This window comes from Halomonas cerina (genome assembly GCF_014192215.1).
In the GTDB taxonomy this organism is placed as follows: Bacteria; Pseudomonadota; Gammaproteobacteria; order Pseudomonadales; family Halomonadaceae; genus Halomonas; species Halomonas cerina.
The window spans coordinates 183084-195790 of the sequence record NZ_JACHXP010000005.1; the positions used below are offsets into that span (position 1 = coordinate 183084).

13 protein-coding genes are annotated in these 12707 nt (G+C 67.1%); 7 read left to right on the forward strand and 6 right to left on the reverse strand.

The annotated features are described in order from the left end of the window. Positions 1–103 precede the first annotated feature (103 nt). The 3 genes from hemE to FHR94_RS07020 all read left to right on the forward strand — a co-directional run bounded on the left by hemE (position 104) and on the right by FHR94_RS07020 (position 2096). Positions 104–1180 carry a uroporphyrinogen decarboxylase gene (gene hemE / locus FHR94_RS07010; RefSeq protein WP_183324984.1) on the forward strand — a complete coding sequence of 359 codons (1077 nt, stop codon included), beginning with the start codon at positions 104–106 and terminating at the stop codon, positions 1178–1180. Beyond that, positions 1173–1586 carry a VanZ family protein gene (locus tag FHR94_RS07015; RefSeq protein WP_183324912.1) on the forward strand — a complete coding sequence of 138 codons (414 nt, stop codon included), beginning with the start codon at positions 1173–1175 and terminating at the stop codon, positions 1584–1586. Before hemE ends, FHR94_RS07015 begins: the two co-directional genes overlap by 8 nt. An 81-nt stretch (positions 1587–1667) precedes the next feature. Continuing rightward, the gene (locus FHR94_RS07020) at positions 1668–2096 is read left to right on the forward strand and encodes a host attachment protein (protein WP_183324913.1); all 429 of its coding nucleotides are present in this window, start codon (positions 1668–1670) and stop codon (positions 2094–2096) included. 75 nt (positions 2097–2171) lie between these two features. Here FHR94_RS07020 and FHR94_RS07025 read toward each other — a convergent pair whose 3' ends face one another. Next, positions 2172–3098, reverse strand: a complete 927-nt coding sequence (locus tag FHR94_RS07025; protein WP_183324914.1) for a LysR family transcriptional regulator — start codon at positions 3096–3098, stop codon at positions 2172–2174. Between the two features lie 147 nt (positions 3099–3245). On the opposite strand from FHR94_RS07025, the gene FHR94_RS07030 reads away from it, so the two are divergent. Beyond that, positions 3246–4022, forward strand: a complete 777-nt coding sequence (locus tag FHR94_RS07030; protein WP_183324915.1) for a ferredoxin--NADP reductase — start codon at positions 3246–3248, stop codon at positions 4020–4022. Between the two features lie 183 nt (positions 4023–4205). Here FHR94_RS07030 and glnK read toward each other — a convergent pair whose 3' ends face one another. The 3 genes from glnK to FHR94_RS07045 form a co-directional block, all read right to left on the reverse strand. Then, positions 4206–4544 carry a P-II family nitrogen regulator gene (glnK, locus tag FHR94_RS07035; RefSeq protein ID WP_183324916.1) on the reverse strand — a complete coding sequence of 113 codons (339 nt, stop codon included), beginning with the start codon at positions 4542–4544 and terminating at the stop codon, positions 4206–4208. A gap of 164 nt (positions 4545–4708) precedes the next feature. Continuing rightward, positions 4709–6028, reverse strand: a complete 1320-nt coding sequence (locus FHR94_RS07040) for an ammonium transporter (RefSeq protein ID WP_183324917.1) — start codon at positions 6026–6028, stop codon at positions 4709–4711. A gap of 41 nt (positions 6029–6069) precedes the next feature. Next, complete coding sequence (locus FHR94_RS07045; protein ID WP_183324918.1) at positions 6070–6408, reverse strand: P-II family nitrogen regulator; 339 nt, start codon at positions 6406–6408, stop codon at positions 6070–6072. Between the two features lie 291 nt (positions 6409–6699). On the opposite strand from FHR94_RS07045, the gene FHR94_RS07050 reads away from it, so the two are divergent. Further along, positions 6700–7056: an accessory factor UbiK family protein gene (locus FHR94_RS07050; RefSeq protein ID WP_183324919.1), complete on the forward strand. Its 357-nt coding sequence runs from the start codon at positions 6700–6702 to the stop codon at positions 7054–7056. A gap of 65 nt (positions 7057–7121) precedes the next feature. Beyond that, the gene (locus tag FHR94_RS07055; RefSeq protein ID WP_183324920.1) at positions 7122–8624 is read left to right on the forward strand and encodes a YifB family Mg chelatase-like AAA ATPase; all 1503 of its coding nucleotides are present in this window, start codon (positions 7122–7124) and stop codon (positions 8622–8624) included. On the opposite strand, the gene FHR94_RS07060 is transcribed toward FHR94_RS07055, so the two are convergent. Continuing rightward, positions 8621–9109, reverse strand: coding sequence for a hypothetical protein (locus tag FHR94_RS07060; RefSeq protein WP_183324921.1), 489 nt, complete (start codon positions 9107–9109; stop codon positions 8621–8623). The genes FHR94_RS07055 and FHR94_RS07060 overlap by 4 nt on opposite strands. Continuing rightward, positions 9106–10098 carry an alpha/beta hydrolase gene (locus FHR94_RS07065; protein ID WP_183324922.1) on the reverse strand — a complete coding sequence of 331 codons (993 nt, stop codon included), beginning with the start codon at positions 10096–10098 and terminating at the stop codon, positions 9106–9108. The genes FHR94_RS07060 and FHR94_RS07065 overlap by 4 nt, the downstream gene beginning before the upstream one ends. A 235-nt stretch (positions 10099–10333) precedes the next feature. On the opposite strand from FHR94_RS07065, the gene FHR94_RS07070 reads away from it, so the two are divergent. Next, positions 10334–12508: a malate synthase G gene (locus FHR94_RS07070; RefSeq protein WP_183324923.1), complete on the forward strand. Its 2175-nt coding sequence runs from the start codon at positions 10334–10336 to the stop codon at positions 12506–12508. The last annotated feature ends 199 nt before the right edge of the window (positions 12509–12707 follow it).

Genomic DNA, 12707 nt, shown 5'->3' on the forward strand with positions numbered 1-12707 from the left:
AGTCCCATTCTATCAGGAAGGCGAGGCCGGCTCACGGGCACAGCCCGCGGTGCCATGATGGGGTACAATGACGCCCACATTTTCCGTGGATGAGCGCCTCGACATGGACCTCAAGAACGATCGCCTCCTGCGCGCCCTGGCGCGCCAGCCCGTGGACCGCACGCCGGTGTGGATGATGCGCCAGGCCGGCCGCTACCTGCCGGAATACCGCGAGGTGCGCGGCCAGGCCGGCAGCTTCATGGACCTCTGCCGCAACCGTGACCTGGCCTGCGAGGTCACCCTGCAGCCGCTGGAGCGCTATCCGCTGGATGCCGCCATCCTGTTCTCGGACATCCTGACCATCCCCGATGCCATGGGCCTGGGGCTGTACTTCGAGACCGGTGAGGGGCCCAAGTTCCGCAAGCCGGTGCGTACCCCGGAGGCGGTCGCGACGCTGGCCGTGCCCGATGCCGAGCGCGATCTCGACTACGTGATGAACGCCGTCTCGACCATCCGCGGCGAGCTGGCCGGCCGGGTGCCGCTGATCGGCTTCTCCGGCAGCCCCTGGACGCTGGCCACCTACATGGTCGAAGGTGCCTCGAGCAAGGACTTCCGCCATGTGAAGGCCATGCTCTATGACACGCCGGACACCATGCACCGGCTGCTCGACACCCTGGCCCACGCGGTAACCGATTATCTCAACGCCCAGATCCGTGCCGGCGCCCAGGCGGTGCAGATCTTCGATACCTGGGGCGGCGCGCTCTCCACGCCGGCCTACCTGGAGTTTTCGCTGCGCTACATGGAGCAGATCGTCGCCGGACTGATCCGCGAGCATGAGGGCCGGCGCGTGCCGGTGATCCTGTTCACCAAGAACGGCGGCCAGTGGCTCGAGGACATTGCCGCCGCCGGCCCCGATGCCGTGGGGCTGGACTGGTCCACCGAGCTCTCCACTGCCCGGGAACGGATCGGCCATCGGGTCGCCCTGCAGGGCAACCTGGACCCCAATGTGCTGTTCGCCCGTCCGTCGGCGATCCGCGCCGAGGTGGCGCGCATCCTCGACAGCTACGGCTCGGGGCCGGGGCATGTCTTCAACCTCGGCCACGGCATCAGCCAATTCACCGACCCGGGTCGCGTCACGGCCTTCATGGACGCCTTGCACGAGCTGAGTCCGGCCTATCACCGCCGCATCGTCCATGGCTGAGGGGCTGCGGCGGCTAGTCTCGGGGGAGGAGCGACGCTGGCGCCGCCTCTGGGCGGGACTGGCGGTGTTGGCCGTGCTGGTCGTCGTTTGGGGTAGCCTCACGCCCGCCAGCGGGCTGCCCGAGTCGCTGCCTTGGGACAAGGCCAGCCACTTCCTCGGCTATGCCGGGGTCGCCGGCCTGATGGGACTCGCCGGGGTGCGATTGCCGCTGGCCTGCGGTGGCACCTTCCTGCTCGGGGTGGGGGTCGAGCTGGCCCAGATCCCGGTACCGGGGCGCCTTGGCGGCGATGTCGCCGATATCCTGGCCAATGGTCTGGGGGCGGTAGCGGCGGCCCTGGCGCTGCAGGGCCTGCGCCTGGGCCTGCAGCGGCCTTCGGGAACCAAGCGGCATGGTGGGACCGGTTGACCTGTGCCATGCCGCTTGCCAATGTTGAATCAGGCAGGTGATTTCTCCGGCCTTGCCATTCACCAGCATCGAGGAGCGGCTATGACAACTTACATCGTGGTGGCTGATGCAGCTCGGGCGCGCCTGTTCACGCGCGATGGCCTCAAGGTCAACGAGCGGGAGAGCCTCGTCCACGCCGAGGGGCGCATGCACGAGGGGGATCTGGTCACCGACCGGGGCGGTGATATCCACGAGTCGACCGCGACCACGGCGCGCAGCGCCGGGGGGGAGAACGTCGCGACGCAGCACCACGAGGAAATCTTCGCTCGGGAAGTGGCCGAGCGCCTCTACCGGGCACGGGTCGGCAATACCATGGAGAAGCTGATTTTGGTGGCCCCGCCGCGCTTCCTCGGCCAGCTGCGAGACAAGCTCGATGGTCCCACCGGCAAGCTGGTCATCCATACCCTGGCCAAGGACCTTACCAAGGCCTCGTTGGACGACATTCGCGAGGCGGTCAGCGATATGCGCTAGACGTGGCACCTGCCAGTGACATGCCACGGCCCGGCAGGCGCAGCCTGCCGGGCCGTGGTGGTATCGGGCGGTATCTCAGGTCACCGGTGGCAGGTCGATCTGGTCACTGCGGCGGATTCCCTCGGTCATCTGCCGGCATAGCCGCAGGAACTCGCGCATGCCGGTGGCCAGGTACTTGTGGCGATGCCAGATAAAGGTGAACTGGCGACTCAGGTCGAGCTCCGGCGTGGGCAGCGGGACCAGGCTGCCGCGCCGGAAGGCGTCGCGCAGGGCCAGCTTCGATACGCAGCCGATCCCCAGCCCTGACTCCACGGCCCGCTTGATGCCCTCGGTATGCTCGAGCTCCAGCAGGATGTTGAAACGCCCGCGACGGTGCCGGGCCGCCTGCTCGAGGGTCAGGCGGGTGCCGGAGCCCTGCTCGCGCATGATCCAGTCCTCCCGCAGCAGGCGATCCAGTTCCACAGAGCCCTGGCCGGCCAGCGGATGGCGAGGCGCACAGAACACCACTAGCTCGTCCTCCACCCAGGGTTGGGTGATTACGTCCTCTTCCTCGCACTGCCCCTCGATCAGCCCCAGGTCGAGCTCATGCTGGCGGACATTGTCGATGATGGTGCGGGTATTGCGCACCGAGAGCCGCACTCGGCTGCCGGGGTGGCGCTGCATAAAGTCGCAGATCAGCAGGGTCGCCAGGTAATTACCGATGGTCAGGGTGGCGCCCACGTCCAGCGTGCCGATGCCCTGCTGGCCGCGCAGCAGTTCCTCGACCTCTTCGGCCCGGTCGAGCAGGGCCACCGCCTTGGGCAGCAGCTGGAAGCCCAGGGCATTGAGCTTGAGCCGCTTGCCGATGCGGTCCAGCAATCGGCAGTCGAACTGGCGCTCCAGCTCGGCCAGGGCCGTGCTGGTCGCCGACTGCGAGAGCGCCAAGGCACGTGCCGCCCGCGACACGCTCTCATGCTGGGCCACGGCCACGAAGACCTCGAGCTGGCGAAGGGTATAGCGCATGGTCGTATCTCGCCCGATGACTTATATCAATAGTATAGATATGTGTTATCCACACAATCCATTTAACAGATAACACACCGGCTCTTAGAATTGCACTCAAAGATTGATGGCCTGGTCTATTCGTTTCTGGAATATAAAGGAGTCGGTATGAGCAAGTTTGCGCTTGAAGACGTTCTCAGCGTGCATCACTGGAACGACACCCTGTTCAGTTTTCGTACCACCCGGGAGCGCAGCCTGCGCTTCAAGAACGGCCAGTTCGTGATGATCGGCCTCGAGGTGAACGGTAAACCACTGATGCGCGCCTACTCCATCGCCAGCCCGAACTATGAGGATCACCTGGAGTTCTTCAGTATCAAGGTCCCCGACGGCCCGCTGACCTCGCGTCTGCAGCACCTCAAGGTCGGTGACCAGATCATGGTCAGCCGCAAGCCCACCGGCACCCTGGTCTGCGACGACCTGCTGCCGGGCCGCAACCTCTACCTGCTCTCCACCGGCACGGGGTTGGCGCCCTTCATGAGCCTGATCCAGGATCCCGAGGCCTACGAGCGCTTCGAGAAGATCGTGCTGGTGCACGGTGTGCGCAATGTCAGTGAACTGGCCTATACCGACTTCATTCAGAAGGACCTGCCGGCCCATGAGTATCTGGGCGAGGAGATCAGCGAGAAACTGGTCTACTACCCCACCGTGACCCGGGAAGAGTTCCACACCATGGGACGGCTGACCGACCACATCCGCAGCGGCAAGCTGGCCGAGGACACCGGCCTGCCGGCGATCGACCCCAAGCAGGACCGCGCCATGATCTGCGGCAGCCCGGCGATGCTCGACGACACCAGCGACCTGCTCGACGAGCTTGGCTTCAATATCTCGCCGCGAATGGGCGAGCCTGGCGACTACGTCATCGAGCGCGCCTTCGTCGAGAAATAAGCAGCGCCCAGCCACCAAGCTGTCCGGTGACGGACGGTAGGTAGCGAGGCAGAAACGCGAAACCCCACCGGGCTAACCTCTGGTGGGGTTTTTGCGTTGACATCGGAAATGGCGATAACAGCATCCTGCGGCGCTCGGCGCTCGGCGCTCGGCGCTCGGCGCTCGGCGCTCGGCGCTCGGCGCTTACACCGCGTCCTTGTCGATCTCGCCGGTGCGGATGCGAATGACCTGCTCCAGCGCCGTGACGAAGATCTTGCCGTCACCGATCTTGCCGGTGTTGGCGACCTGGGTGATGGCCTCGATCACCTGTTCGGCCATGGCATCGTCCACGGCGATCTCCAGCTTGACCTTGGGCAGGAAGTCGACCACGTACTCGGCGCCGCGGTAGAGCTCGGTATGGCCTTTCTGTCGGCCGAAGCCCTTGACCTCGGTGACGGTGATGCCCTGGACGCCGATCTCGGAGAGCGATTCGCGTACGTCGTCGAGCTTGAACGGCTTGATGATGGCGGTCACCAGTTTCATGGTCGTGTCCTCGTCCTGTCCGGTTAGGGAGGCGTCGGGGCGTCTCCTGAGCCGACGCGCCGCTGCGTCGGTGCCGTGATGGCATTGTGCCAGAGCATACACCGGCTGGGGGCGGAATAAAAAATGGCCCCGCGAGGGGCCATTCTGATGCAAGGCGATATCGGTTACTCGGTGCGGGGGCTCATCTGCGCCTGGCTAAGGCCTTCGGCCCGGCTGCGGCCGGAACCGCCGCCGTGAACCTTGGAGACGGTGAACTCAGGATAGGCCTCGAGTCCGCACTCGGCCAGGTCGACGCCCTCGTATTCCTCCTCCTCGCTAACCCGGACGCCCATCACGGCCTTGATGATCAGCCACACGATCAGGCTGGCGCCGAAGACCCAGACGAAGATACCGAGGATGCCGATGAGCTGGGCGCCGAAGGAGGCGCCGTCGTTGGAGAGCGGCACCGCGAGCACGCCCCAGATGCCGGCCACGCCGTGGGCGGAGATGGCACCCACCGGATCATCGAGCTTGAGCTTGTCCAGGGTGACGATCGAGATCACCACCAGCAGGCCACCGACGGCCCCGATCAGGGTGGCGCCCAGGGCGCTGGGCGACAGCGGGTCAGCGGTAATGGACACCAGGCCGGCGATGGCGCCGTTGAGGGCCATGGTCAGGTCGGCCTTGCGGAACCAGGACTTGGCCAGGATCAGTGCGGCGATCACCCCGCCGGCCGCGGCGGCGTTGGTGTTGACCAGCACCTGGGCCATGTTGTTGGCCGAACTGACGTCGGAGACCTTCAGCTCGGAGCCACCATTGAAGCCGAACCAGCCCATCCACAGGATGAAGGTGCCGAGAGTCGCCAGCGGCAGGTTGGCGCCGGGGATGGCGAAGATGCTGCCGTCCTTGCCGTACTTGCCCTTGCGCGGCCCCAGCACTAGCACGCCGGCGAGCGCCGCGGCCGCCCCGGCCAGGTGCACGATGCCGGAACCGGCATAGTCGGAGAAGCCGAGCTCGGCCAGCCAGCCTCCGCCCCAGGTCCAGTAGCCGGAGACCGGGTAGATGACGCCGGTCATCACTACGGCGAAGGCGAGAAACGCCCACAGTTTCATGCGTTCGGCCACGGACCCGGAGACGATGGACATGGCGGTAGCCACGAACACCACCTGAAAGAAGAAGTCCGCGCGCATGGCGTAGTAGGGGGCATCGTCGCCGCCGGCGGTCACCGCGGCCACGGTATTCTCGCTGCCCAGCAGGAAGCCCAGGTTGGGCAGGAAGCCGCCCGCGCCGCTGGAGTACATCAGGTAATAGCCCACCAACAGGTACATGGTGCAGGCGACGGCGAACAGCGCGATGTTCTTGGTCAGGATCTCGGCGGTATTCTTGGAACGGACCAGGCCGGCCTCGAGCATCGAGAAACCGGCGGCCATCCACATCACCAAGACGCCGCAGATCAGGAAGTAGAAGGTGTCGAGCGCGTAGCTCAGTTCCGATAGCTCGGTCATGGGAGTCTCTCCGTGTCGGTGATAAGGAGTGTCCGGTCGCCTCAGACGGCGTCGGCGCCACGCTCGCCGGTGCGGATGCGGATGACGTCCTCCAGCGGGGTTACGAAGACCTTGCCGTCGCCGATCTTGCCGCTGTTGGCGGCGTTGCAGATGGCCTCGAGGACGGTATCCAGGCGCGAGTCGTCCACGGCCACCTCGATCTTGACCTTGGGCAGGAAGTCGACGACGTATTCGGCCCCGCGATAGAGCTCGGTATGCCCCTTCTGACGACCGAAGCCCTTGACCTCGGTGACGGTGATGCCCTGGACGCCGTTGTCGGCCAGCGCCTCGCGAACATCGTCGAGCTTGAACGGCTTGATGACGGCGGTGATCAGCTTCATTTCGGATCTCCCCTGCGGTATGTGATGGTGGTGGCCGATCGGTGCATGAATGCTTCTGCGCTGCGTGATGCGTGCCACTTTTCTGTTTGTTTCAAGATATTCAGTCGGTTGTGGGCATTCTTGGGCGCTTGGGGCGAGGCTGGTGCCGCCCGCTTGGCCGATGGTGCACCCTTGTGGTGCCACCGTTTCACGCAGATGCCTCAAGACGGTGCGATAACAGGGCATGCGTACGCCCGACGCCTTGCGTATCCTTGTCGGTAGCCACTCACGTCACAATCCAGGAGAGACAGCATGGTGAGTCATGACCGCATCAGCCGACTGGCCCAGCAGATCGGCGAGCGGCTCCAGGGGGCCTCCCAGGCGCCCGAGGAGGTGCAGAAGGGGATCCAGCAGGTGGTGCGCGGGGCCTTCGACCGGCTCGAGCTGGTCTCGCGGGAGGACTTCGACATCCTGATGGATGTGCTGCAGCGCACCCGGGCTCGGGTCGAGGCGCTCGAGCAGCAGGTTGCCGCCCTGGAGGCCACCCTGGAGGCCCAGGCCACCCCGTCCCCCCATGCCACCGATCCGACCGCTGAGCCGGCGACCGGTCCGAAGGGCGATGATGCCGCCCCCGAGGAGGACGCTGGCGGGGGCGAGCCCGGCCGCTGAGCCTTCGGGCGCGCCTCGCGACCCTGGGCTAGCCTGAAGTTGAACCCGTCTGCGAGGGATCGCCGATGACGCTGGCCATCATCCATACCCGGGCTGCCCTTGGCCTCGAGGCGCCCGAGGTACTGGTGGAAGTGCACCTGTCCAATGGCCTGCCCGGCATGACGCTGGTCGGGCTTCCCGAGGCCGCCGTTAAGGAGAGTCGCGAGCGGGTGCGCAGCGCCCTGGTCAATGCCGGCTTCGACTTTCCCCTGCGTCGCATCACCCTCAATCTGGCCCCCGCCGACCTGCCCAAGGAGGGCGGTCGCTTCGACCTGCCCATCGCCCTGGGCCTGCTGGTGGCCTCGGGCCAGTTACCGCCGGAGGCGCTGGCCGGGACCGAGTGCGTCGGCGAGCTGGCCCTAGACGGTGCCCTGCGCCCGGTGTCCGGCGTGCTGCCCCTGGCCATGGCCACGCGGCGGGCCGGACGACGCCTGATCGTGCCTCGAGCCAACGCCGAGGAGGCGGCGCTGGCCGGCGAGCTGGTGGTGCTGCCCGCCGACCACCTGCTGGAGGTGGTGGCCCACCTGCTGGGCCGGACGCCGATCACGTCGTACCGTCTCGAACGGTCGGCTAGGACGCGGGTCGCGGGTCCCGACCTGTCGGAGGTGCGTGGTCAGCACCAGGCACGCCGCGCCCTGGAAGTGGCGGCTGCCGGGGGCCACAACCTGCTGTTCGCCGGCCCGCCGGGGACCGGCAAGACCATGCTGGCCAGCCGCCTGCCGGGGATCCTGCCGCCGCTCTCCGAAGACGAAGCCCTGGAGGTGGCGGCGGTCCGCTCGGTCAGCGGCCTGCCCCTGCGTGACCACTGGGGCCGGCGGCCCTTCCGGGCCCCGCACCATACCGCCAGCGCCGTGGCCCTGGTGGGCGGGGGCTCTCGACCGCGGCCCGGCGAGATCTCGCTGGCCCACCATGGGGTGCTGTTCCTGGACGAGTTGCCCGAATTTCCCCGCCAGGTGCTGGAGGTGATGCGCGAGCCCATGGAGTCGGGGCGGATCCATATCGCCCGGGCCCGCCACGAGCGTCGCTTTCCGGCCCGCTTCCAGCTGGTGGCCGCCATGAACCCCTGTCCCTGCGGCCATCTGGGCGACCCGCGTCAGGCTTGCCGCTGCACCGCCGCCCAGATCCAGCGCTACCAGGCGCGCCTCTCCGGCCCGCTGCTCGATCGCATCGACCTGCAGGTAGAAGTGCCGGCCCTGCCACCGGAACAGCTGACGGCGAGTGACCAGGGAGAACCCTCTGCCCGCGTTCTCGAGCGGGTGCTGGCGGCACGGGTCCGCCAGCAGGCGCGCGGCACCCTCAACACTCTGCTGGCCGGCCGGGCGCTGGACGAGGCCTGTGCCCTGCACGCGGCGGACCGGGCCTGGCTGGCCGGGGTACTGGAGCGCCTGAAGCTCTCTGCGCGGGCCTACCACCGGGTGCTGCGAGTGGCCCTGACCCTCGCCGACCTGGCCGGCGAGACGCATCCCGGGCGGGACCAGCTGATGGAGGCCATCGGCTATCGTCAGCTCGATCGCCTGCTGCGGGCCTAGAGGGCGCTGGCGTCGAGTGCCCCGGCCAGCTCCGTCGACCATAGGGGCCGGTCGCCGCCGGGACGGCGCAGGCTGAGCTGGAGCCGATAAGGCAGCAGGGTACGGTCGGAGAGGGTCAGCCGGGGCCCATCGGCCACCAGGCGGCTGTCCAGGCGCCACTGATTCTCGCCGCCGCCCTGCGCCAGCGAGGGGCCCCAATCGAGCACCTGGGGGCCCGGCTCCAGTCCCAGCAGCGCACGGGTCAGGCTCTCCAGCAGTCTTTCGGGCGCCAGCGAAAAGGTAGTGTCGACCTCCGGCATGGCCAGCAGCAGGACCTGATCGATGGGCGGCTGCGGCAGGGGCGGCGCCTCGGCCACTCGTTCGGCGGCCCGTTCTCCCAGGCCGAACAGGGCCTGGCGTACCGTGATCGGTCCCGCGTCCTGAAGTTCGGCACAGCCGGCCAGCAGCAGGACCGCGGCGAGCAACGAGCGCAGGCGTCGGCTCATGGCGATGGCCGGCCGTGTGGGGCGGTCACGATCTCGTCATGGGCCGGCTCTAGGTCGGCGACGAAACGGTCGAGGACCTGGAAGAGGGCGCGGCGGATCGGCTCCGCCTCGTTGACCAGGTGGTGGCGCGCCTCCGGGTGCCGATGCACCTCGGCGTTGGGAAACTTGCCGGCCAGTACCTCGAGGTTCCACTCCCAGTCCACGGTCAGGTCCTGTTCGCCCTGCAGGATCAGGGTCGGTACCCGGCAAGGGGGCAGCGCCAGCAGCCGGGGAATCCAGCGTCGCATGGCGGTGACCCAGTCCATGGCCAGGCGGTCGGCCTGCAGGGGATCGTGATCGCGTAGGAAGGTGGCGAATTCGCTGTCGGTGGAGTTGGCGCGGAACTTGCGCGGGATCGACTCCACGAACGGCCCTACCAGGCGATGCAGCCAGCTCGACTGGGACCAGCCGAAGGGGCGTACCAGCGGCGCCAGCAGGGCAAGACCCGCCCAGTGCTCGGCGTCGCCGCGCGCCAGGGCGTCGGTGGCCAGGATCGCCGCCCCGGTGCTCTGGCCGACCCCCAGCCAGGGGCGGGGCGCGAGGCCCTCCAGCGTCAGATGTTGCTGCAGACCATGCAGGCAGCTGCCATAGTCATCGAAGTCCTCGATGGTGGCGCGAGGGCCACTGGAGAGCCCGTGCCCGGGCAGATCCCAGAGCACGACCCGCCAGCCACGAAGCAGCAGGCACTCGAGCAGGTGGCGGTAGAGCCCTAGGTGGTCGAAGTAGCCATGCACCACGAAGGCCGTGCCGATGGGCGACGGCGGACTCCAGACCTGGGTCCAGAGGCGAAAGCCGCTGGCATTCACATAGCCGACGTAGAGGCCCACTTCGTCGACCAGCAGGGGCGCCAGGCCATAGTGGCCCAGGTAGCGCCCCAAGGAGACGCCATCGGTGGCCACGTCGATAGGGCTCACGGGCCCCAAGGCCCGAAGATGGCTGAAGTCGGTCATCGAATCCTCCGCAATGCCCGCTCATGCTAGCCTCATGCCCGGCTCCGGGCCACCGGTGATGGTCGCGCAGGAGGCTTCGGGCCTCATTATTTGGTCTAGGCCCGGCATCTGGTGCGAGGCGTCGGGTTTACATGTGGAATTATTTTCCACAAAATTGGACGGTGCAGTCACCATTCCCTGTCCGGCCGGTCGGTGCCAGGGGGCGCCGAGCAGCCATGCCTGAGGAGAACGACCCATGACCCAACGCATCACCCGCCACCGTCTTCAGGTGGCCGCCGAGTTAGACCGTTTCATCAACGAGCAGGCCCTGCCGGGCACAGGAGTCGACCCGGATGCCTTCTGGGCCGGCGTCGATGCCCTCTTCCATGATCTGACCCCGCAGAACCGCGAACTGCTGGCCGAGCGCGAGCGCCTTCAGGAGAAGCTCGACATCTGGCACCGTGATCATCCGGGCCCGGTGCGGGACATGGCGGCCTACCGTCTCTTCTTGCAAGAGATCGGCTACCTGGTCGCGTCACCGGCCGAGGTCAAGGTGACTACTGCCAACGTCGACCGCGAGATCGCCGTCCAGGCCGGTCCTCAGCTGGTGGTGCCGGTCAACAACGCCCGCTACGCCCTGAATGCGGCCAACGCCCGCTGGGGCAGCCTCTACGATGCTCTCTACGGCACCGATGCCATCTCCGAGGCGGACGGCGCCGAAAAGGGAGAGAGCTTCAACCCGAAGCGTGGCGAGAAGGTCATCGCCTATGCCCGTGGCGTGCTCGATCGGGCCGCGCCCCTGGCCACCGGCTCTCATCGGGATGCCGTCGGCTACGCCCTGCGTGATGGCCACCTGGTGGTGACCCTGGAGGGTGGTCGCGAGACCGGCCTCAAGGATTCGGGTAAGCTGGTGGGCTTCACCGGGGAGGACAAACGCCCCGAGTCGTTGTTGCTGGCCAACCACGGTCTGCACGTGGAGATCCAGATCGACCCGAGTCACCCCATCGGTAAGACCGACCCCGCCGGTGTCAAGGACGTGGTGGTCGAGGCCGCCCTGACCACCATCATGGACTGCGAGGACTCCGTGGCCGCGGTGGACGCCGAGGACAAGGTGGGCGTCTATGCCAGCTGGCTGGGCTTGATGAAGGGTGACCTCGAGGAGCCGGTCGAGAAGGGCGGCAAGACCATCACCCGTCGCCTCAACGCCGACCGTACCTGGACCAACACCGATGGCGGGACCGTCACTCTGCCGGGACGCTCGTTGATGTTCGTGCGTAACGTGGGCCACCTGATGACCACCCCGGCGGTCCTCGATGCCGACGGCAATGAGCTGCCCGAAGGCATCCTCGACGGCATCGTGACCAGTCTGATCGCCCTGCATGACCTGCAGAAGGGCGAGGGTGAGGCGCGCAACTCCCGCCAGGGCTCGGTCTATATCGTCAAGCCGAAGATGCATGGCCCCAGGGAGGTCGCTTTCGCCAACGCACTGTTCGGCCGGATCGAGGATATCCTCGGCCTGGACCACGACACCCTCAAGATGGGCATCATGGACGAGGAGCGCCGCACGTCGGTGAACCTCAAGGCCTGCATCAATGAGGCGCCCTCGCGGGTGGTGTTCATCAACACCGGCTTCCTCGACCGCACCGGCGACGAGATGCACACCGCCATGGAAGCCGGTCCGATGATCCGCAAGGGGGACATGAAGCATAGTGCCTGGATCAGTGCCTACGAGCGCAGCAATGTCCAGGTCGGTCTGGCCTGTGGCCTGCGCGGCCACGCTCAAATCGGCAAGGGCATGTGGGCCATGCCGGATCTGATGGCGGCCATGCTGGAGCAGAAGATCGGCCATCCCAAGGCCGGCGCCAATACCGCCTGGGTGCCGTCGCCCACCGCCGCCACCCTGCATGCCCTGCACTATCATCAGGTGGATGTCACCGAGGTGCAGCGCGAGCTGGAGGCTCAGGGCGAGCCGGACCTTCTGGATGACCTGCTCAGCGTGCCGGTGGCCGAGCGTGCCGACTGGTCCGACGAGGAGATCCAGCAGGAGCTGGATAACAACTGTCAGGGCATTCTCGGCTATGTGGTGCGCTGGGTCGAGCACGGCGTGGGCTGTTCCAAGGTGCCGGACATCCACGACGTGGGCCTGATGGAGGATCGCGCGACCCTGCGGATCTCCAGCCAGCATATCGCCAACTGGCTGCACCATGGCGTGGTGGACGCCGACCGGGTCCAGAAGACCCTGGAGCGCATGGCCAAGGTAGTCGACGAACAGAATGCCGGCGACCCGACCTATACGCCGATGAGCGCCGACTACGCCGCCTCCAGCGCCTTCCAGGCTGCCAGCGACCTGATCTTCAAGGGGCGCGTGCAACCCGCCGGCTATACTGAGCCGTTGCTGCACCACTGGCGGGCCGTACACAAGGCGAAATAATCGCCTGCGGGCTGCGGGCTGCGGGCTGCGGGCTGCGGGCTGCGGGCTGCGGGCTAACCTGATACTCGTGGCTCGTGGCTCGTGGCTCGTGGCTCGTGGCTCGTGGCTCGTGGCTCGTGGCTCGTGGCTCGTGGCTCGTGGCTCGTGGCTCGTGGCTCGTGGTGACTGTGCGCGTCGGACGCCATGCGCTATGGTGGTG

What these genes read in the sequence shown, in the direction of transcription:
- hemE (WP_183324984.1), top strand. Translation starts at nt 104, where the DNA reads ATGGACCTCAAGAACGATCGCCTCCTGCGCGCCCTGGCGCGCCAGCCC.
- FHR94_RS07015 (WP_183324912.1), top strand. Translation starts at nt 1,173, where the DNA reads ATGGCTGAGGGGCTGCGGCGGCTAGTCTCGGGGGAGGAGCGACGCTGG.
- FHR94_RS07020 (WP_183324913.1), top strand. Translation starts at nt 1,668, where the DNA reads ATGACAACTTACATCGTGGTGGCTGATGCAGCTCGGGCGCGCCTGTTC.
- FHR94_RS07025 (WP_183324914.1), bottom strand. Translation starts at nt 3,098, where the DNA reads ATGCGCTATACCCTTCGCCAGCTCGAGGTCTTCGTGGCCGTGGCCCAG.
- FHR94_RS07030 (WP_183324915.1), top strand. Translation starts at nt 3,246, where the DNA reads ATGAGCAAGTTTGCGCTTGAAGACGTTCTCAGCGTGCATCACTGGAAC.
- glnK (WP_183324916.1), bottom strand. Translation starts at nt 4,544, where the DNA reads ATGAAACTGGTGACCGCCATCATCAAGCCGTTCAAGCTCGACGACGTA.
- FHR94_RS07040 (WP_183324917.1), bottom strand. Translation starts at nt 6,028, where the DNA reads ATGACCGAGCTATCGGAACTGAGCTACGCGCTCGACACCTTCTACTTC.
- FHR94_RS07045 (WP_183324918.1), bottom strand. Translation starts at nt 6,408, where the DNA reads ATGAAGCTGATCACCGCCGTCATCAAGCCGTTCAAGCTCGACGATGTT.
- FHR94_RS07050 (WP_183324919.1), top strand. Translation starts at nt 6,700, where the DNA reads ATGGTGAGTCATGACCGCATCAGCCGACTGGCCCAGCAGATCGGCGAG.
- FHR94_RS07055 (WP_183324920.1), top strand. Translation starts at nt 7,122, where the DNA reads ATGACGCTGGCCATCATCCATACCCGGGCTGCCCTTGGCCTCGAGGCG.
- FHR94_RS07060 (WP_183324921.1), bottom strand. Translation starts at nt 9,109, where the DNA reads ATGAGCCGACGCCTGCGCTCGTTGCTCGCCGCGGTCCTGCTGCTGGCC.
- FHR94_RS07065 (WP_183324922.1), bottom strand. Translation starts at nt 10,098, where the DNA reads ATGACCGACTTCAGCCATCTTCGGGCCTTGGGGCCCGTGAGCCCTATC.
- FHR94_RS07070 (WP_183324923.1), top strand. Translation starts at nt 10,334, where the DNA reads ATGACCCAACGCATCACCCGCCACCGTCTTCAGGTGGCCGCCGAGTTA.